Source organism: Kitasatospora sp. NPDC029367 (assembly GCF_055569135.1).
The window spans coordinates 13,861-30,999 of sequence record NZ_JBVHYH010000066.1; the positions used below are offsets into that span (position 1 = coordinate 13,861).

At 74.1% G+C, this 17,139-nt stretch carries 20 protein-coding genes; 14 read left to right on the forward strand and 6 right to left on the reverse strand.

Annotated elements, in window-relative coordinates; all coding sequences use genetic code 11:
* Nucleotides 1-96: 96 nt before the first annotated feature.
* The 3 genes from ACZ4W5_RS28830 to ACZ4W5_RS28840 all read right to left on the reverse strand — a co-directional run bounded on the left by ACZ4W5_RS28830 (nt 97) and on the right by ACZ4W5_RS28840 (nt 3,358).
* Nucleotides 97-1,302, reverse strand: coding sequence for a S1C family serine protease (locus tag ACZ4W5_RS28830; protein ID WP_465657820.1), 1,206 nt, complete (start codon nt 1,300-1,302; stop codon nt 97-99).
* 129 nt (nt 1,303-1,431) lie between these two features.
* Nucleotides 1,432-2,490, reverse strand: coding sequence for a LacI family DNA-binding transcriptional regulator (locus tag ACZ4W5_RS28835; RefSeq protein ID WP_360241551.1), 1,059 nt, complete (start codon nt 2,488-2,490; stop codon nt 1,432-1,434).
* A gap of 136 nt (nt 2,491-2,626) precedes the next feature.
* Nucleotides 2,627-3,358: a winged helix-turn-helix transcriptional regulator gene (locus tag ACZ4W5_RS28840; protein WP_360241548.1), complete on the reverse strand. Its 732-nt coding sequence runs from the start codon at nt 3,356-3,358 to the stop codon at nt 2,627-2,629.
* A 655-nt stretch (nt 3,359-4,013) separates the two neighbouring features.
* Between ACZ4W5_RS28840 and ACZ4W5_RS28845 the strand changes: the two genes are divergently transcribed.
* The 7 genes from ACZ4W5_RS28845 (at nt 4,014) to ACZ4W5_RS28875 (ending at nt 8,815) form a co-directional block, all read left to right on the forward strand.
* The gene (locus tag ACZ4W5_RS28845; protein ID WP_360241545.1) at nt 4,014-4,307 is read left to right on the forward strand and encodes a MoaD/ThiS family protein; all 294 of its coding nucleotides are present in this window, start codon (nt 4,014-4,016) and stop codon (nt 4,305-4,307) included.
* A gap of 5 nt (nt 4,308-4,312) precedes the next feature.
* Nucleotides 4,313-5,884 carry a hypothetical protein gene (locus tag ACZ4W5_RS28850; protein ID WP_465657823.1) on the forward strand — a complete coding sequence of 524 codons (1,572 nt, stop codon included), beginning with the start codon at nt 4,313-4,315 and terminating at the stop codon, nt 5,882-5,884.
* A 132-nt stretch (nt 5,885-6,016) separates the two neighbouring features.
* Nucleotides 6,017-6,736, forward strand: coding sequence for an LmeA family phospholipid-binding protein (locus ACZ4W5_RS28855; protein WP_360241540.1), 720 nt, complete (start codon nt 6,017-6,019; stop codon nt 6,734-6,736).
* A 244-nt stretch (nt 6,737-6,980) separates the two neighbouring features.
* Nucleotides 6,981-7,061, forward strand: coding sequence for an Ms5788A family Cys-rich leader peptide (locus ACZ4W5_RS28860; RefSeq protein ID WP_350517234.1), 81 nt, complete (start codon nt 6,981-6,983; stop codon nt 7,059-7,061).
* A 251-nt stretch (nt 7,062-7,312) separates the two neighbouring features.
* On the forward strand, nt 7,313-8,149 hold the full coding sequence (locus tag ACZ4W5_RS28865) for a sulfurtransferase (protein WP_465657825.1): 837 nt from the start codon (nt 7,313-7,315) through the stop codon (nt 8,147-8,149).
* Between the two features lie 37 nt (nt 8,150-8,186).
* Entirely contained in the window at nt 8,187-8,477 is a 291-nt protein-coding gene (locus ACZ4W5_RS28870; RefSeq protein WP_045692289.1) for a DUF1416 domain-containing protein, read from the forward strand.
* A 101-nt stretch (nt 8,478-8,578) separates the two neighbouring features.
* Nucleotides 8,579-8,815: a DUF3099 domain-containing protein gene (locus ACZ4W5_RS28875; RefSeq protein WP_465657842.1), complete on the forward strand. Its 237-nt coding sequence runs from the start codon at nt 8,579-8,581 to the stop codon at nt 8,813-8,815.
* 4 nt (nt 8,816-8,819) lie between these two features.
* Here ACZ4W5_RS28875 and ACZ4W5_RS28880 read toward each other — a convergent pair whose 3' ends face one another.
* Nucleotides 8,820-9,182, reverse strand: coding sequence for a DsrE family protein (locus tag ACZ4W5_RS28880; RefSeq protein ID WP_360241533.1), 363 nt, complete (start codon nt 9,180-9,182; stop codon nt 8,820-8,822).
* A gap of 369 nt (nt 9,183-9,551) precedes the next feature.
* On the opposite strand from ACZ4W5_RS28880, the gene ACZ4W5_RS28885 reads away from it, so the two are divergent.
* The 3 genes from ACZ4W5_RS28885 to ygfZ all read left to right on the forward strand — a co-directional run bounded on the left by ACZ4W5_RS28885 (nt 9,552) and on the right by ygfZ (nt 11,722).
* Entirely contained in the window at nt 9,552-10,136 is a 585-nt protein-coding gene (locus ACZ4W5_RS28885; RefSeq protein WP_360241531.1) for a heme-binding beta-barrel domain-containing protein, read from the forward strand.
* A gap of 121 nt (nt 10,137-10,257) precedes the next feature.
* The gene (locus ACZ4W5_RS28890) at nt 10,258-10,740 is read left to right on the forward strand and encodes a Fur family transcriptional regulator (RefSeq protein ID WP_402490925.1); all 483 of its coding nucleotides are present in this window, start codon (nt 10,258-10,260) and stop codon (nt 10,738-10,740) included.
* A gap of 19 nt (nt 10,741-10,759) precedes the next feature.
* Nucleotides 10,760-11,722 (forward strand): CAF17-like 4Fe-4S cluster assembly/insertion protein YgfZ, encoded by a 963-nt coding sequence (gene ygfZ / locus ACZ4W5_RS28895; RefSeq protein WP_360241619.1) that lies wholly within the window; start codon nt 10,760-10,762, stop codon nt 11,720-11,722.
* A gap of 65 nt (nt 11,723-11,787) precedes the next feature.
* Here the strand turns inward: ygfZ and dtd are convergent, their stop codons facing one another.
* Nucleotides 11,788-12,228, reverse strand: a complete 441-nt coding sequence (gene dtd / locus ACZ4W5_RS28900) for a D-aminoacyl-tRNA deacylase (protein WP_350509234.1) — start codon at nt 12,226-12,228, stop codon at nt 11,788-11,790.
* A 484-nt stretch (nt 12,229-12,712) separates the two neighbouring features.
* Between dtd and ACZ4W5_RS28905 the strand changes: the two genes are divergently transcribed.
* The 3 genes from ACZ4W5_RS28905 (at nt 12,713) to ACZ4W5_RS28915 (ending at nt 14,679) form a co-directional block, all read left to right on the forward strand.
* Nucleotides 12,713-13,330, forward strand: a complete 618-nt coding sequence (locus ACZ4W5_RS28905) for an RsiG family protein (protein ID WP_465657828.1) — start codon at nt 12,713-12,715, stop codon at nt 13,328-13,330.
* A 73-nt stretch (nt 13,331-13,403) separates the two neighbouring features.
* Nucleotides 13,404-14,363, forward strand: a complete 960-nt coding sequence (locus ACZ4W5_RS28910; RefSeq protein WP_360241522.1) for an asparaginase — start codon at nt 13,404-13,406, stop codon at nt 14,361-14,363.
* Nucleotides 14,364-14,469: 106 nt separating this feature from the next.
* Nucleotides 14,470-14,679 (forward strand): dodecin, encoded by a 210-nt coding sequence (locus ACZ4W5_RS28915; protein ID WP_360241519.1) that lies wholly within the window; start codon nt 14,470-14,472, stop codon nt 14,677-14,679.
* 112 nt (nt 14,680-14,791) lie between these two features.
* Here the strand turns inward: ACZ4W5_RS28915 and ACZ4W5_RS28920 are convergent, their stop codons facing one another.
* Nucleotides 14,792-15,283, reverse strand: a complete 492-nt coding sequence (locus ACZ4W5_RS28920) for an inorganic diphosphatase (RefSeq protein WP_189924907.1) — start codon at nt 15,281-15,283, stop codon at nt 14,792-14,794.
* Nucleotides 15,284-15,443: 160 nt separating this feature from the next.
* On the opposite strand from ACZ4W5_RS28920, the gene dacB reads away from it, so the two are divergent.
* Nucleotides 15,444-16,985, forward strand: a complete 1,542-nt coding sequence (dacB, locus tag ACZ4W5_RS28925; protein WP_465657830.1) for a D-alanyl-D-alanine carboxypeptidase/D-alanyl-D-alanine endopeptidase — start codon at nt 15,444-15,446, stop codon at nt 16,983-16,985.
* Nucleotides 16,986-17,139: the final 154 nt, after the last annotated feature.

Genomic DNA, 17,139 nt, shown 5'->3' on the forward strand with positions numbered 1-17,139 from the left:
TCGTCGGGTGGAGGGCTCGCTGTCGGGTCTGCTGGGTCTGCTGCTGGTGGCAATTGTCCGCCTCGCGGACGTTCACCGGTTGCTACGGATTGTGGCTCACAGGCTCTGGCCGGATTCCAGCTTCGGCAGGACCTGCTTGATGTCGTTGATCGGGATGGCGAAGCCGAGGCCGACGCTGCCGGCGCTGCTGCTGCCCGAGGAGCCGGAGCCGCTGGGCGCGTACATCGCGGAGTTGATGGCGATGACCTGGCCGTTGGCGTTGATCAGCGGGCCGCCGGAGTTGCCGGGGTTGAGGGCGGCGTCGGTCTGGAAGGCCTTGTAGGTGGTGCTGCTGCCGCTGTTCTGCTGCTGCTGGGCCGCGCCGCCGCGCAGGCCGGGCACGCCGGGCAGGAACGGGAGGCCGAAGCCGCCGTTGCCGCTGGTGGAGCCCTCGTCGAGCTGGACGGTGACGTCGCGGTTCTCGGCGCTGATGATGCCGGAGGTGACGGTGCCGGTGAGGCCGTCGGGGTTGCCGATGGCGACGACCGGGTCGCCGATGGCGACGGTGGAGGAGTCGCCGAGGACGGCGGGGGTGAGGTTCTTGGCGCCGCTCGCGGTGATCACGGCGACGTCCAGGTTCTTGTCGGTGCCGGTCACGGTGGCGGGGGCGGTGGAGCCGTCCTTGAAGGTGACGGTGATCCGGCCGCCGTTCGACGCGCCGTCGATCACGTGGTAGTTGGTGAGGATCCGACCGTCGGCGTCCAGGACGACGCCGGTGCCGGTGGCGGTGCCGTTGCTCTCCTTGACGGTGATCTGGACGACGCTGGGCGCGACGGCGGCGGCGATGGCGGGCACGTTGGCGGTGCCGTCGGTGCGGGCGGAGACGGGGCTGGCGATCGTTCCGACCCGGGTGTCGGAGGACTGCCGGTCGGCGGCGATGACCCCGCCGGTGACCCCGCCGATGACGGCGGCGATCGCGGCGACGGCGGTCACCAGGGCGAGCCGTCCGCGCAGCAGTCCGCGCCGGGCCCGGCCGCCGTGGTGGCCCGGGCCCTCGGGGCCGGAGGGGTGGCCGAGCAGCGTGGGCGGCTCGGGCGGCATCAGCGGGGGAGGCGGCGTCGCGCCGAAGGCGGCACCGTGGTGGTCCTCGTGGTGGCCGTACCCGGAGTACGGGTCGGTGCCGTCCTCGTGGTGGCCGTACCCGGTGCGCGGGTCGGTGCGCGGGTCGGTGCCGCCGGTGTCGGAGCCCAGCACGGTGCCCTCGATGACGCGGGGCTCGTACGGACCGTACTGCTCGCTGGGGTTGTGCCGCTGTTCGCTCATGCCGACCAAGCTCCGCCCGGTGGATGAGGACCGGATGAGAAGCGGCTCAGAACGGGGCGAGAAGCCCGTTGACTTCTCATAAAGCCTGGTCAGGCAGCTCTTGGGGCGGAACGGGAAGTTCCGCTCCGGCTAGTCCAGCGGGGCCCGGTCGGGCGCGGCCCCGTCGCAGCCGCAGGAACGGCGGATGACCAGGCGGGACGGGAACTTGCGGACCCGCTCGGTGTCCGAGCCGGGCACCATCAGCGAGTCGTCCAGCACCAGGTCCACGGCGGCCCGGGCCATCGCGTCGCGGTCGGAGGCGACGGTGGTCAGCGGCGGGTCGGCGAGCGCGGCCTCGGGCACGTCGTCGAAGCCGGCCACCGCGAGGTCCTCGGGGACCCGCAGGCCGACCTCGCGGGCGGCCCGCAGCACGCCGATCGCCTGGTCGTCGGTGGAGCAGAAGACGGCCCGCGGCCGGTCGGGCGAGCGCAGCAGCCGGAGCGCGACGTCGTACGCGCCGTAGCGGTGGAAGGGGGCGTCGATCAGGTGCGGCTCGGTGGGGATGCCGTGGGCGTCCATGGCGCGCTGCCAGCCCTCGACGTGGTCGATGACCGGGTCGCCGGGGGCGGGGGACTCCACCGGGCCGCCGAAGCACGCCACGTACGGGTGCCCGTGCACCTCCAGCAGGTGGCGGACGACGGCCTCGGCGCCGCCCACGTCGTCGGTGACCACCGCGACGTCGTCGATCGCCTCGGGGCGGCGGTGCAGCAGCACCACCTTCGCGCCCTCCATCGCGGCGAACTCCTCGGCGGCGCGCTGCGAGGGGCCCTGGCTGACCAGGATCAGGCCGGAGACCCGCATGCCGAGGAAGGCGCGGACGTAGTGGACCTCGCGGTCGTCGACGTAGTCGGAGTTGCCGATCAGGACGAGCTTGCCGCGCTCGGAGGCGGCCCGTTCGACGGCGTGGGCCATCTCGGCGAAGAAGGGCTGGCGGGCGTCCGGGACGACCATGCCGATCAGGTTGGTCCGGCGGGAGGCCATCGCCTGGGCGACGCTGTTCGGCCGGTAGCCGAGCTGTTCGATCGCCGCGAGGACCTTCTCCCGGGTCGCGGGCGCGACCGGGCGCGGACCGTTGTTGATCACGTAGCTGACGACCGCGGTCGAGGTCCCAGCCAGTCGGGCTACATCGTCGCGCGTCACCTTGGCCACGGATGGAGTCTACGCGTGTGGTCCCCGGGACGGCAGTGGGAGCCGGGGCCGCTCCCGGGCGGGACCGGGAGCAATCCGGACGAGCCGGACGGGCCGACGGCCCGCCCGACCCGCCCGGCTCCTCCGGGCGGGCCCGTCAGGCCTCCAGCGGGGCCGAGGGGCGCTGGGCGAGGTCCGGGCGCTCGCTCTTGTCGGTCTTCTCCGGGACGACGAAGCGGTAGCCGACGTTGCGCACGGTGCCGATCAGCTGCTCGTTCTCCACGCCGAGCTTGGCGCGCAGCCGCCGGACGTGCACGTCCACCGTGCGGGTGCCGCCGAAGTAGTCGTAGCCCCAGACCTCCTGGAGCAGCTGGGCCCGGGTGAAGACCCGGCCGGGGTGCTGGGCGAGGTACTTGAGCAGCTCGAACTCCTTGAAGGTGAGGTCGAGCGCCCGGCCCTTGAGCTTGGCGGAGTAGGTGGCCTCGTCGACCGAGAGGTCGCCGTTGCGGATCTCCATCGGGCTGTCGTCGGTGGCGACCTGGAGGCGGCCGAGCGCGAGCCGCAGCCGGGCCTCGACCTCGGCCGGGCCGGCGGTGTCCAGCAGGACGTCGTCGATGCCCCACTCGGCGGTCACGGCGGCCAGGCCGCCCTCGGTGACCACCAGGATCAGCGGGGAGCCGATGCCCGTGGAGCGCAGCAGCTGGCACAGGCTGCGGACCTGCGGCAGGTCGCGGCGCCCGTCGACCAGGATGACGTCCGCGCTGGGGGTGTCGACCAGGGCCGACCCCTCGGCGGGGGCCACCCGGACGTTGTGCAGCAGCAGGCCGAGGGCCGGTAGCACTTCGGCGGACGGCTGCAGTGCGTTGGTGAGGAGGAGGAGTGAACTCATACCCGGGGGTCCCCTTTCCGGGTCGTCGCGGTCGCGCCCCGGCTGCCGCCGCAGTCGGTGGGCGCAGGTGCTGAGGGCAGGGGGGAGGACGCCCGGGGGGTGCCGCGGGAGCACTCGGCGCACCGGGGGTCCCGCAACCCGCGGCGCACCGTTTCTGCCCTGTTCATCCCGCGAACCCTCCGGTCTGGTCCGGTCCCGGGTGGCGGCCCGGCGCCGGGGTGGCGACACCCCGTCGGCCCGGCACGTCCTTGTGCCGAGAGAGCGGGGCGGTTCCCACGAAGCGTCGGGGGTGGGCCGACGAATCGCACGAACGTCCGTACTGGCGTCCTGAAAGCACAAAAGGACCCGGGGGCGACTCTGCCCGGATCCCTCTTGGAGGTCGAGGATAGCCGACCGCTCTGCGCGCCGGGAGTGCGTGAATCCGACGGTTCGCCCAATCCGGGCGTGCGCCGGGTGAGCCTGGCCACAGCTTCGAGCCCCGCTCCGGGCCGGTCGGGCCAGGGCGATTGCCGCTCGCACCGGCGGACACGCCATCATGGGACGCACATCGGCGGCGCTGCCCGGGTCCATCGTTCGGGTGGTCGGGGCACGCTCCGGTGGCGAGCCGGACCGGGTCACCGGGGCCGGGCGAGGACGAACGGAATGGGGTGGCCCGATGGGCGCGACCACCGAGCCCGCGAGCGGCGCCCGGGCGCGCGGGACGATCCGCTACTGGGCGGCGGCGAAGTCCGAGGCCGGGCTGGCCGAGGAGCCGTACGAGGCGGCGACCCTGGCGGAGGCGCTGGCGGCGGCCAGGGCGCGGCACGCCGACCGGCCGAAGCTCGTCCAGCTGCTCGGGCACTGCTCGTACCTGGTCGACGGCGCGCAGGTCGGCGGCCGGGACCACGCGACGGTGGCCCTGACCGAGGGCGGGACGGTCGAGGTCCTCCCGCCGTTCGCGGGAGGCTGAGCGGCGTGACGGACATGAACGACCCGAACAACCCGAACCACGGCGGCGGCTACGGCAACTGGCCGCAGCACCAGCCGCAGCAGCCCTATCCGCAGCCGCAGCAGTACCGGCCGCAGCACGCGCCGCAACCGCCGCAGCACCCGTACGGCTATCCGGTGGACGACGCCGACGCCACTGCCGTGCTGCCGCCGGTGCCCGCGCTGGACGACGCGGCCGCCACCACCCTGCTGCCGCCGGTGCCCCCGATGGACGACGCGGCGACCACGCTGCTCCCGCCCGTCCCGCCGCTGGACGACGCGGCGGCCACCACGCTGCTGCCGCCGGTGACGGTCTCCGGCGCGATGCCGGTCGCCCCGCCGCCGCAGCACGGCCGACCGCCGCAGCACGGCCGGCCGCCGGTGCACCAGCCGCCGGCGGCGCAGCCGTACCCGCCGCAGGGGCCGGCCCAGTCGTACCCGCAGCAGCCTCCGGCGGCGCAGCCGTACCCGCCGCAGGCGCCGCAGCAGGCCCCGCCGCCGCCCTCCCGGGCGCGGCACGCGGCCCCGGCCGGGGCGCCCGCTCCGGCGCCGCGGACCGCCCCGCAGCAGGGCGCCCCGCAGCAGGGCGCCCCGCAGCAGGGCGCCCCGCTCGGGCACCCCGCGGCCGCGGTGCCGCCCGTGGGCACGCCGCCCGTGGGCACGCCGCCCGTGGGGGCGCCCGGTGCCGGGCCCGGCCTCGACCAGCCGACCATGACGCTCAAGCGCCCGGACGCGCCCGCGGCCCCGCCGTACGGCGCCGTCCCGGTGCAGCCGGTGCCGGGCGGCGGCCCATTCCCGGGGGCCCCGTCCCCGGCTGCGGCCCCGGCTGCGGCCCCGTCCCCGGGCGGCCGGACCGGTTCGCCGATCATCGACCCGGGCCTCCAGCCCGCCCTGATCACCGCCGCCGTGGCCGCGCTGCTGGCCGGCGGTGCCGCGCTGGGGCAGGTGGCGCTGGCCCTGGTGGTGGCGGCGCTGCAGCTGCTCACGGCGGCCGGCTGGTTCCGGCTGAACGGCATGTGGCCGGCCCGGCAGGGCATCCTGCTGGCCGCGCTGGCCGGGCTCACCGCCGACGTGGCGGTGCTGCTGGCGGGCGCCGGCAACGGCGTGGCGGCCGTGGTGGGCGCCCTGGGCGGGTTCTTCCTGCTGGTGCTGGTGCTCCAGACGTTCCGTCCGTCGGACCCGAAGGAGCGGTTCTACGCGCTGACCGTGCTGGGTTCGGCCACCGTGGTGACGGCGCTGTGCACCACGCTGCTGCTGGCCGACTGGGTGCCGGCGGGGGTGGGCGCGGTCGCGCTGGCGACCCTGCTGGCGGCGGCTCCGCTGCCCGGGCCCAAGCAGCTGGGCCCGGTGCTGGGTCTGGTCGCTGCGGTGCTGCTGGGCCTGCTGGTGGGCGCGCCGGTGGCGCTGGGTGCGCTGGCCGGGCTGGGTGCGCTGGTCGGCCGCCGGGTCGCGGCGTACGACTTCCCGTCCCGCTTCGTGCACATGACGGCGGGCGTGGCGCTGCCGCTGGCGGTGGCCGCACCGCTGATCTGGATGGCCACCGGCCTGCTGGCCGGCTGAGTCGGGTACGTCACGACCGCGTCCCGCCCCGGAACCACCTTCCGGGGCGGGACGTCGTACGGTCGTGCGGGAGGGCCGCGCCCGGCGCGGCTCCGGGACGGACGACGGCGACCGGCGACGACGGGGGACACGATGCGCGGATGGCTGAAGGCGACGATCGGCCTGGTGGTGCTCTCCGGGCTGCTGGTGGGCGCGGACCGGATCGCGGTCGGCGTGGCCGAGGACGAGGCCGCCGACCAGTTGGTGAAGAACGGCCGGATGGGCCAGCGCCCGGACGTCACGATCGAGGGCTTCCCGTTCCTCACCCAGGTGGTCTCGAAGAAGCTGGACGACGTCCGGATCTCCTCGGACGGACTGACCGTCCAGAACAACGGGCAGCAGGTGGCGCTGCACTCCTTCAAGGCGAAGCTGTCCGGGGTCGAGGTGAGCGACAGCCTGAACAGCGCGACCGTGGACAGCGGCGCCGGCAGCGGCGTGATCAGCTACCAGGACCTCGCCCAGCTGCTGCCCCCGGCCTCCCAGCTGATGGGCGGCCCGCTGCCGGTCGGCGGCAACGCCCGGCTGAGCCTGTCGTACGGCGGCCCGGGCAAGGTCAAGGCCTCGCTGGGGCCGGTCTCGGTGGGTGAGGCCACCGTGCACAACACGGGCAACACCATCACCGTGGACGGCCTCAAGCTGAGCTCGCTGGCCGAGATGGTCGCCGGGCTGGGCAACCGGAAGATCGAGCCGGCCGCCTTCACCCTGGACTCGATGCCGGCCGGCCTCCAGCTGGCCGCCAAGGACGGCGTGGCGCCGCTGCCGGAGGGCCTCCAGCTGTCCTTCGAGGGCAAGGGCGTCAAGCTGCTGGGCTGACCGCCCTCCTCCTCCGGCCGCCGCCGGCCGGTCCGAAAGGGCACCCTCCGTTCCGCTCCGCGAGACGCGCTGTCCAGCGCGGCCCGCGGAGCGGTGTCGTTTCCGCCCGTTGTGCGCCGTCGGCGGGGGCCCGCCCGCCGCCCGGCGGGCCGCACCGAGGGCGAATCCCAGCATCCGGTCGTTCTGGTCTCGGCATTCGATACGCTGATGACAGCGGGCCTCCGGTGTCCCTAGCATCGTCGGCATGAAGCGACAGACGGATCTCACGAAGCGGCGGGCGGTCGACCTGTGCCGCGTGGCCGCCTGTCTGTGTCGAATGCGCTGAGTCGGCATTCCGGCAGGGCAGTTCGTGCCCGCCGCCGACCTTCCGGTGACCTCGTCCGGCCCTCGGGGCCGATGGTCCTCCGTACTCCGCAGTTCCCCGCCCGATCGCCCCGGCTTCCCTCCCCCGTCCCATCATTCGGACAGGATTTCGGACCGCCTCCGTTCGGGTACCCCGGCACCACCCCGGCAGCACCCCCGCTGAGCAGCTGAGCAGCACCTTCCGCAAACCGCCCTCGGATGGAGAACACCACCATGAGCCGCAGCGACGTCCTGGTCGACGCCGACTGGGTCCAGGCCCACCTGGACGACCCGAAGGTCGTCATCGTCGAGGTCGACGAGGACACCTCCGCGTACGACAAGAACCACATCCGCAACGCCGTCCGGATCGACTGGAAGCAGGACCTCCAGGACCCGGTCCGCCGCGACTTCATCGACCGGGCCGGCTTCGAGGCGCTGCTCAGCGCCAAGGGCATCGCCAACGACGACACCGTCGTCCTGTACGGCGGCAACAACAACTGGTTCGCCTCGTACGCCTACTGGTACTTCAAGCTGTACGGCCACGGCGACGTCCGCCTGCTGGACGGCGGCCGCAAGAAGTGGGAGCTGGACTCCCGCGACCTGGTCGCCGAGGTCCCGGCCCGCCCGGCCACCGAGTACAAGGCGCAGGCCGCCGACTCCTCGATCCGCGCCTTCCGCGACGACGTGATCGCCGCCATCGGCAGCCTCAACCTGGTCGACGTCCGCTCGCCCGACGAGTTCTCCGGCAAGCTGCTCGCCCCGGCCCACCTCCCGCAGGAGCAGTCGCAGCGCCCCGGCCACGTGCCGAGCGCCCGCAACATCCCGTGGGCGAAGAACGCCAACGACGACGGCACCTTCAAGAGCGACGACGAGCTCAAGGCCCTCTACGAGGCCGAGGGCATCGACCTGGCGAAGGACACCATCGCCTACTGCCGGATCGGCGAGCGCTCCGCGCTCACCTGGTTCGTGCTGCACGAGCTGCTCGGCCAGGAGAACGTGAAGAACTACGACGGCTCGTGGACCGAGTACGGCAGCCTGGTCGGCGTGCCGATCGAGCTCGGCAGCAACTGAGCCCCCGGCTCGACCCGTAAGTCAGAAGGAGACAGACATGTGCGGTGCGAAGGCCGGCGGGCCGGACCTGGCAGGAGTTGACGTGGCGAACGAGACGATCATCCAGGGTTCGGTGACCCGCGACGGTGAGCCGGTCAACGGCTACGTCCGGCTGCTGGACGAGAACAACGAGTTCACGGCCGAGGTGCCCACCTCGGCGACCGGCCAGTTCCGGTTCTTCGCCCGCCCGGGCAAGTGGACCCTGCGGGCGCTGGTCCCGGGCCAGACCGTGGACCGTCAGGTGGTGGCCTCCCAGGGCGCCGCCGTCGAGGTCGCGATCGCGGTCTGACCGGCACGGACGATCACGCCGAGGGCCCCTGCCGTGCGGGGGCCCTCGGTCGTACCGTGGAAGACGTGCAGACGAGGCGCCGGCGGCGCTACTACTACGCCATGATGGGCGTGTGCCTGGGCCTGTTCGTCCTGGCCTGGGGCGTGGTGCGGTTCTTCTCGGTGGGAGCCGCGGTCGGCCTGTGCGTGGTCGCGATGGTCATCCCGCCGGCCGCCGCGGTGTTCGCCAACAAGCGGGACCCGGACGACGACTGGTGGAACGACCCGCGCTGGGAGGACCCGAAGTGGGACGAGCCCGGCCACGACCGGGACCGCCCCGACCACGAGGAACGCCCGTAGGGCGTCAGTAGACCAGCGCCTGGACGCCGTCCGCCATGATCTCGCTGACGAAGACCTGCGCGCCCGCGATCCGGACGCCCTCGACGGTGTCCTTCTGCTCGATCCCGCGCCGGGCCGCGCACTGGGTGCACAGCGTCACCGAGCCGGCCGCCAGGATCGACTCCAGCAGGTCCGGCAGCGGTGCGGCGTGCGGCAGCTCGAACTCCGCCGCCTTCCCCGGCAGGGCGAACCAGGAGGACTCCCCGGTCAGCCACAGCGAGACCTCGATCCCGCTGGCGACGGCCACGGCCGCCACCGTGAAGGCCTGCGAGCACCGCTCCGGCGCGTCCGCACCGGCGGTCACCTTGATGACGAGCTTCTTCGACATGGCGCCACCTTAGAGGTCCCGCCGCCCCCGTCCGCCGTCATCGTGGAATCCCATGGGCAAACCTTGAACGGCGCCCCGGGGAGGCGGTGCGGCGGCTGCGCTGCGGCGCGGAAGCCGACGTGGTGGGGCTCACCGCGACCGACCGTAGCCCTCCGGATAGAGTGAGCGCGAGCAAAATCCACCACACTGTCGCCGCCTGGGAGCCCCCCGTGTCCGGTCTGGAAATCTTCTTCGACGGTCTGCTGGCCCTGATGGCCGTGCTGATCACCTGGTTCGCCATCTTCTCGGTGATGAAGCTGTACCAGGGCCAGCGCTGACCCTGCCGTACGGTTGAGGCAGACCGCACCGACCACGACAGCGACCAGGAACATGATCGAGATCCCTTCTGACCTCCACAGGGACGTCGTCCCGCTCGCCTTCCTCCTCGGTACCTGGGAGGGCGCGGGCGTGTACGACTTCCCCGGCACGGAGAAGTGCAACTTCGGCCAGGAGATCGTGATCCGCCACGACGGCCGTCCCTTCCTGGAGTTCCGCTCCCGCACCTGGGTGCTGAACGAGGAGGGTGAGAAGGTCCGCCCGCTGGAGAACGAGCACGCCTTCTGGCGCATCACCAGCAACCACGACGGCACCAGCGGTGTCCGCGGGATCGAGATCTCCTCCGTCCGCGACGACGGCACGGTCGAGATCTGGTACGGCGAGCTGGCCGACGGCAAGCCGCAGGTCGACGTCTCCACCGACGCGGTGGCCCGGATCGAGGGCTCCCCGGAGTACACCGGCGGCAAGCGGCTGTTCGGCTTCGTCAACGGCGAGCTGCTCTGGGTCGGCGAGAAGGCCGCCCCGAACGTGCCGCTGCGCCCGTACATGTCCGCGCAGCTCAAGAAGGTGCTCAGCCCGGCCCAGCTGATCAAGGACATCAACGACCTGCCGGACGACGGCATCGCCTTCTTCAAGTAGGCACGGCCCGGGCTGGCACAGTCCGAGCGGCCGCGGCGAGCAGCCACGGTTCAAGACGTTCCGTGCACGAGTAGGGACCGGCCCGCGGCCGGTCCCTACACTTGCCACAGGACCCCCGACCTTGGCAGGGACAGAAACCGTGGCGGACACCGGCACCACCGACTGGCAGCTCTCCGGCGACTGGAAGGCCGACCTGCGCGAGCGCGGCTACCGCCTCACGCCGCAGCGGCAGCTCGTGCTGGAGGCCGTGGACGCCCTCGACCACGCCACCCCCGACGACATCCTCTGCCACGTCCGCAAGACCGCCAGCGGCGTCAACATCTCCACCGTCTACCGGACCCTGGAGCTGCTGGAGGAGCTGGGCCTGGTCTCGCACGCCCACCTCGGCCACGGCGCCCCGACCTACCACCTGGCCGGCCGCCACCACCACCTCCACCTGGTCTGCCGGGACTGCGAGAAGGTCACCGAGACCGACACCGAGATCGCCCAGCCGCTGATCGACCGGCTGCGCGAGCAGCACGGCTTCGACACCGACCTCAAGCATTTCGCCATCTTCGGCCGCTGCGCCGACTGCGCCGCCGGGCCGGCCGCCGAGCGGTCGTAAGCTGGCCGGTATGACCGGTGTGAAGAGCCCGCTGCTTGCCCTGCCCGGAGCCGTCCCCGCCGAGGGGGCCGACGAGGGCGTCGCCGCCCACTACGGCGACATCTTCCGCGAGCAACGGAACCTGTCCCGGGGCACCGGCTTCGTCGACCTCTCGCACCGCGGGGTGGTCACCGTCACCGGCGCGGACCGGCTCGCCTGGCTGCACCTGCTGCTCACCCAGCACGTCAGCGGGCTGGAGCCGCAGCACGCCACCGAGGCGCTGGTGCTCTCCCCGAACGGGCATGTCGAGCACGCCCTCTACCTGGTCGACGACGGCACCACCACCTGGGCGCACGTCGAGCCCGGCACCCAGGAGGCGCTGGTCGGCTACCTGGAGAGCATGAAGTTCTTCTACCGGGTGGAGGTCGCCGACGCGACCGCCGACTACGCCGTGGTCCACCTGCCGGCCGGCTCCACCGGCTCCGTCGAGGGCGCCGCCGCCGTCCGCGAACTCCCGTACGGCCGCGACCTGTTCGTGCCGCGCGCCGAGCTGGCGGAGCGCACCGCCGGGTACGGCCCGGCGGCCGGCGTCTGGGCCTACGAGGCGCTGCGGATCGAGGGCCACCGGCCCCGGCTCGGCTTCGAGACCGACCACCGGACCATCCCGCACGAGGTGGACTGGCTGCGCACCGCCGTCCACCTGCAGAAGGGCTGCTACCGCGGCCAGGAGACCGTCGCCCGGGTGCACAACCTGGGCCGCCCGCCGCGCCGGCTGGTCTTCCTGCACCTGGACGGCACCGAGGAGACGCTGCCCCCGCACGGCACCGAGGTGCGGCTGGCCTCCGACCCGGACGGGCGGGCGCTGGGCGTCGTGACCTCCTCGGCCCGGCACCACGAGCTGGGGCCGATCGCGCTGGCGGTCGTCAAGCGGAACGTCCCGGTGGACGCGGTGCTGCTGGCCGGCACGGTGCCGGGCACCCAGGACGTGATCGTCCCGCAGTAGGCGCCGGGCAGAGGGCCAGGGCCGGGCCGGGCCTCAGGGGTCCGGCCCTCGGGCCCGCCGGGGCCTCAGACCTCGACCAGGACGGTGAACGGGCCGTCGTTCACCAGCGCCACCTGCATGTCGGCGCCGAACCGGCCGGTCTCCACCTTGGCGCCCAGCGCGCGCAGTTGGGCCACCACCTCGTCCACCAGCGGCTCGGCGACCGGCCCGGGGGCGGCGGCGGTCCAGGTGGGCCGACGGCCCTTGCGGGCGTCGCCGTAGAGGGTGAACTGGCTGATCACCAGCAGCGGGCCGCCGATGTCCGAGCAACTCTGCTCCACGCCCTCGCCGTTGACCGGCAGGATCCGCAGCGTCCAGAGCTTGCGGGCCAGTTGGGCCGCCTTGGCCGGGGTGTCCTCGTGGGTCACGCCGACCAGGACGCAGAGCCCGGGCCCCTCGATCGCGCCGACGGTCTCTCCGGCCACGGTCACCCGGGCCTCGGTCACTCGCTGCACCACTGCTCGCATGCCGCCATTGTGCCGGAGCGCACGAGCGCCCCGTGGGGTCTCGGGGGAATCCGGGGGCGTACACCCGGGGCGCGCGCAAGGGTGGCGCACGCCGTGCAGTGCGCGCCTGCGCAGGTTCGGGCGCTGCTCCTGCTGCGGAAAGGCCCGGTCATATCAGCCACCCCCGTTCGCCAGGGGGCCGTTCGGGTGCACGGGCGGTGCGCGCGCGCCGGGTGGGGTGGCACGCTGGGGGACCGTACGAAGGGCCCGGCGCGCCTGGAGGTCCGCCGCACCGGGCCGGGGTTCGGCCGGGCGGTCGAGCCGGTAGGTCAGGCGTTCTGTCGGGGTCGCCCCGGCGGGTGGTCCCGGCCGGGGAGTGGAACCCTTCGGGGCCCCCGGGCGTGCCAACGGACGGGACGCACGAGCCCGTCGGGGGACGGGCCGGGCCGGCGGCAGGGACGGAGTGCCGCGAGCGGGCGGGATCGGACGACGGCAGGTGGGTTGGATGATGGACGCGAGCAGCGCGGCGTGGAGCCGTTCCGGACCGGTGGCGCAGGCCTCCGGGGACCGGCCCTGGACGGCCGTCCAGGACGGTGAGCCCGACCTGGAGGCGCTGGGCCTGGACCAGCTGCGGATCCTGCGCCGGGAGACCCTGGCCCAGGAGGCCGACCTGTCCTACCTGCGGCGGCTGCTGCACGGGCGGATGGACATCCTGCGCGCCGAGCTCGACCGGCGCCCCGGCGGCGGCCCCGCCCACCCGGCCCCGGCGGCCGGCGAGGGGCCCGGCGGCGACCTGCTGGACCGGCTGCCGGCCATCCTGACCGACGCGCCCTCCACGGTGCGGCGCTCGGCCCGGCACGTCACCCTCGGCCCGCCGCGCACCCAGGAGTCCCAGCTGGAGGCGGACGCGCTGATGGGCGACGTCCAGCTCGCCGACCTGGCGGCCCACCCGGCGGAGGAACTGCTGGCCGCCCTGGAGCGGCTGCGCGCCCACGAGCGCGAGGTGTCCGGCCGGCGCCAGCGGCTGCTGCGGACGGCGGACGGTTGCAATGCCGAGATCACCCGCAGGTACCGTGATGGGGAAGCACGGGTCGACGACCTGCTCTCGGAGAGGCCGCTCTAGACCGGGTGAGTCGTCGTGGGGCGGGTGGGTCCGGCTTCCTCCCGGCCCACCCTCGCCCCCGGAAGGCTCCGCGATGTCCCAGTCCGCCACCCCGCCCGTGCTCGCCGAGGTCATACGCTCGGGCTTCACCGAGGGCAGGCACCACGGCTCCCTGGTTCTGCTGGCCGCCGACGGTTCGGTGGAGTTCGCGCTCGGCGATCCCGAGGCGCCGGTCTTCCCGCGCTCGACGGCCAAGCCGTTCCAGGCGATGGCGACCCTGCGGGCCGGGCTGGCGATCGAGGGCGAGCTGCTGGCCCTGGCGGCCTCCAGCCACTCCGCAGAATCGTTCCACCTCGAGGGCGTACGGGCCATCCTGGGCTCCGCCGGCCTCGACGAGTCGGCCCTGCGCACCCCGGCCGACCTGCCCCTGGACGAGACCGAGGCGGAGCTGCTGCTCGCCGCCGGCGGACGGCGCGCCCCGATCCTGATGGACTGCTCCGGCAAGCACGCCGGCTGGCTGGCCGCCTGCGTCGCCAACGGCTGGGACACCGAGGCGTACCTCGACCCGGCGCACCCGATCCAGGGGCTCGCCCGCGAGGCCCTGGCCGAGGGCACCGGTGAGACCCCGGTGCACACCGGGGTGGACGGCTGCGGTGCCCCGCTGCTCGCCGTCACGCTGACCGGCCTGGCCCGCGGCTACCGCAGCCTGGTGCTCGCCGGGGAGGGCACCGCGCAGCGGCGGGTGGCCGACGCGATGCGCGCCCACCCCGAGTACGTGGCCGGCACCCGCCGGGCCGACACCCTGCTGATGCGGGCCGTTCCGGGCGCGCTGTCCAAGATGGGCGCCGAGGCCGTCCAGGTGGTCGCGCTGGCGGACGGCCGGGCGCTCGCCTTCAAGATCGACGACGGCTCCGAGCGGGCCCGCGGCCCGGTGCTGGCGGCGGCGCTGCGCCGGCTCGGGGTGGCCGGCGCGGACGACGTGGTCGAGCGGATCGGCGCGGCCCCGCTGTTCGGCGGCGGCGTCCCGGTCGGCGAGGTCCGCGCGGCGTTCTAGGACTCCTGGCCTGCGGTCGGCCTTCGGTCGGCCGTCGTCGGGGTGCGGGCGGGGCGGGGGCGGTGCACGGTGGACGGGGGCCGTCGTACAGCTGAGGGAGTCCGCCATGACCGACCACGTGTACCGGGTGACCGAGATCGTCGGGTCCTCGACCGAGAGCGTCGCCTCGGCCATCCGCAACGGGGTGGAGCGGGCCTCCCGGACGCTGCGCAACCTCGACTGGTTCGAGGTCACGGAGATCCGCGGCCACATCGAGGACGGCCAGGTGAAGCACTACCAGGTCGGGTTGAAGGTCGGCTTCCGGCTGGAGGACTGAGCCCTTCGGAGCGCCTCCCGGCACGCCTCCCGGAACGGCAGGGGCCGGGGCCCGCGGATCGGTCCGCGGGCCCCGGCCCCCTGGCTGTCCCGACCTAGATCGGAACGACGGATCAGTGGCCGCCCTGCTCCGCGAGACGCTTGATCGAGGCGGTGACCTCGGCCTCGGCCTCGACCCGGCCGACCCAGTTGGCGCCCTCGACCGACTTGCCCGGCTCCAGGTCCTTGTAGACCTCGAAGAAGTGCTGGATCTCCAGTCGGTCGAACTCCGACACGTGGTGGATGTCGCGCAGGTGCTCCCAGCGCGGGTCGGTCGCCGGGACGCACAGCAGCTTGTCGTCGCCACCGGCCTCGTCGGTCATGTGGAACATGCCGATGGCGCGGCACTTGATGAGGCAGCCGGGGAAGGTCGGCTCGTCCAGGATGACCAGGGCGTCCAGCGGGTCGCCGTCCTCGCCGAGCGTGCCCTCGACGTAGCCGTAGTCGGCCGGGTAACGGGTCGACGTGAAGAGCATCCGGTCGAGCCGCAGACGGCCGGTCTCGTGGTCGACCTCGTACTTGTTACGAGAGCCCTTCGGGATTTCGATAAGGACGTCGAATTCCAACGGTTCCTCCAAGGTAGGGACTGACAGAATCCAAGTGTCTCCTACGGGAGTGAGTGCTGGGGAAAGGGGCCGGTCGGTGGGAGCTGGGGCGGGGGCGGCGCGGCGTCGCGGGGGTAGGGCCGCAGGGCTGTTCGGAGCGGCCCTCCTGGTCGCCGGGACGGTGCTGGGAGCGGGCGGTGCGTACGCGCAGCCGTCCCCGTCGCCGGGCGGGCACAGCGCGGGGCGGGGCGAGGACGACAACGGCCGTGGCGACCAGGGCGAGCAGGGTGACCAGGGCGGCCGCGACGGGCGCAAGGGCGAGCAGGGGAGGAGCGGGCCGACGCCGGACCGGAGCCCCGCCCGCCGGGCCGAGCCGCCCGCCGCCACGCCCGGTGGCAGCGGTGCCGGCGGCGGCAGCGGATCGCCGGTCGCGCGCCCGGTGCCCGCGGCGGGCGCCGTCCTGGCCGTCGCCGGGGACGGCCAGGAGGCGGCCGTCCCCACCACCCAGGGCCTCCAGCAGGCGCTGGCCGCCGCCCTCGCCGACAAGAGCCTGGGCACCGTGAGCCTCGCCGTCGCGGACGCGGCCGGCGGTCAACTCCTGTACGGCTCCAACGAGAACACCCCGGCCACTCCGGCCTCCACCACCAAGCTGGCCACCTCGATCGCGGCCCTGTCGCTGATCCCCGCCGACACCCGGCTCAGCACCCGGGTGGTCCGCGGCGCGGACCCGGGCAGCGTCACCCTGGTCGGCGGCGGGGACCCGACCCTCACCGTGCTGCCCGCCGACCAGGTGCAGATCGGCGGTCAGCCCGCCGACGCCGACACCGCGCCGGCCTCGCTGGAGTCGCTGGCCCGGCAGACCGCCACCGCCCTCAAGGCGGCCGGCACCACGACCGTCCGGCTGGACTACGACCTGTCGCTGTACCCCGACAGCACCCAGCAGCGGAAGCCCGACAACGAGAACCTCGCCCTGGTCGTCCCGCTGATGGTGGACGAGGGCAGGGTCGACCCGAAGAGCAAGGACGAGGCCCCGGCCCGGGTCGCCGACCCGGCCGGCGCGGCCGCCACGGCCTTCGCCACGATGCTGGCCGCCCAGGGCGTCACCGTGGAGGGCAGGCCCAAGCCGGCCGCGGCTCCGGCCGCCGCCGACGCCCCCGTCCTCGGCAGGGTCGACTCGCCGACCCTCGCCCGGCTGGTCGAGCGCCTGCTCACCACCTCGGACAACCAGCTCGCCGAGGCGGTCGCCCGCCAGGTCGCCCTCGCCGGGCACCAGCCGGCCACTTACGAGGGCGCGGCGACCGCCGTCACCAAGGAACTCGGCAGGCTCGGCGTGCCGATGACCGGCGTGGTCCTCAACGACGGCAGCGGCCTGAACACGGACAACCGGATCCCGCCCGCCGTCCTGGTCCGGCTGCTCGCGCTGGCCGCCTCCGACCAGCACCCCGCGCTGCGCCCGGTCCTCACCGGCCTCCCGGTGGCCGGTTTCACCGGCACCCTCGCCAAGCGCTACGGCTCGGGCTCCGGCGCCGCCGACGCGGCCGGCCTGATCCGCGCCAAGACCGGCACCATCAGCGGGGTCAACACCCTCGCGGGCACCGTGGTGGACGCCGACGGCCGCCTGCTGGCCTTCGCCGTGATGACCCGCACCACCGCGTCGGCGGACACCGCCCGCGCCGCCGTGGACCGGATCGCCGCCCGCCTCGCCTCCTGCGGCTGCCACTGACCCCGCTCCCCGCCGCCCGCCGCTGCGCCGACCGCCGCGGTGTCCGCCGCGGTGTCCGGCCCCGGCGGGATCAGGGGGCGTCGGGATCCGGGGGCGGTGGCCGGGTTCGAGCGGGCGGGCCCACGGGCAGGCTGCCCGGAGAGCGGGCGGCCCT

What these genes read in the sequence shown, in the direction of transcription:
- ACZ4W5_RS28855 (WP_360241540.1), top strand. Translation starts at nt 6,017, where the DNA reads ATGCGCGGATGGCTGAAGGCGACGATCGGCCTGGTGGTGCTCTCCGGG.
- ACZ4W5_RS28880 (WP_360241533.1), bottom strand. Translation starts at nt 9,182, where the DNA reads ATGTCGAAGAAGCTCGTCATCAAGGTGACCGCCGGTGCGGACGCGCCG.
- ACZ4W5_RS28870 (WP_045692289.1), top strand. Translation starts at nt 8,187, where the DNA reads ATGTGCGGTGCGAAGGCCGGCGGGCCGGACCTGGCAGGAGTTGACGTG.
- dtd (WP_350509234.1), bottom strand. Translation starts at nt 12,228, where the DNA reads ATGCGAGCAGTGGTGCAGCGAGTGACCGAGGCCCGGGTGACCGTGGCC.
- ACZ4W5_RS28885 (WP_360241531.1), top strand. Translation starts at nt 9,552, where the DNA reads ATGATCGAGATCCCTTCTGACCTCCACAGGGACGTCGTCCCGCTCGCC.
- ACZ4W5_RS28915 (WP_360241519.1), top strand. Translation starts at nt 14,470, where the DNA reads ATGACCGACCACGTGTACCGGGTGACCGAGATCGTCGGGTCCTCGACC.
- ACZ4W5_RS28830 (WP_465657820.1), bottom strand. Translation starts at nt 1,302, where the DNA reads ATGAGCGAACAGCGGCACAACCCCAGCGAGCAGTACGGTCCGTACGAG.
- ACZ4W5_RS28910 (WP_360241522.1), top strand. Translation starts at nt 13,404, where the DNA reads ATGTCCCAGTCCGCCACCCCGCCCGTGCTCGCCGAGGTCATACGCTCG.
- ACZ4W5_RS28905 (WP_465657828.1), top strand. Translation starts at nt 12,713, where the DNA reads ATGATGGACGCGAGCAGCGCGGCGTGGAGCCGTTCCGGACCGGTGGCG.
- ACZ4W5_RS28840 (WP_360241548.1), bottom strand. Translation starts at nt 3,358, where the DNA reads ATGAGTTCACTCCTCCTCCTCACCAACGCACTGCAGCCGTCCGCCGAA.
- ACZ4W5_RS28860 (WP_350517234.1), top strand. Translation starts at nt 6,981, where the DNA reads ATGAAGCGACAGACGGATCTCACGAAGCGGCGGGCGGTCGACCTGTGC.
- ACZ4W5_RS28875 (WP_465657842.1), top strand. Translation starts at nt 8,579, where the DNA reads ATGATGGGCGTGTGCCTGGGCCTGTTCGTCCTGGCCTGGGGCGTGGTG.
- ACZ4W5_RS28845 (WP_360241545.1), top strand. Translation starts at nt 4,014, where the DNA reads ATGGGCGCGACCACCGAGCCCGCGAGCGGCGCCCGGGCGCGCGGGACG.
- ACZ4W5_RS28865 (WP_465657825.1), top strand. Translation starts at nt 7,313, where the DNA reads ATGAGCCGCAGCGACGTCCTGGTCGACGCCGACTGGGTCCAGGCCCAC.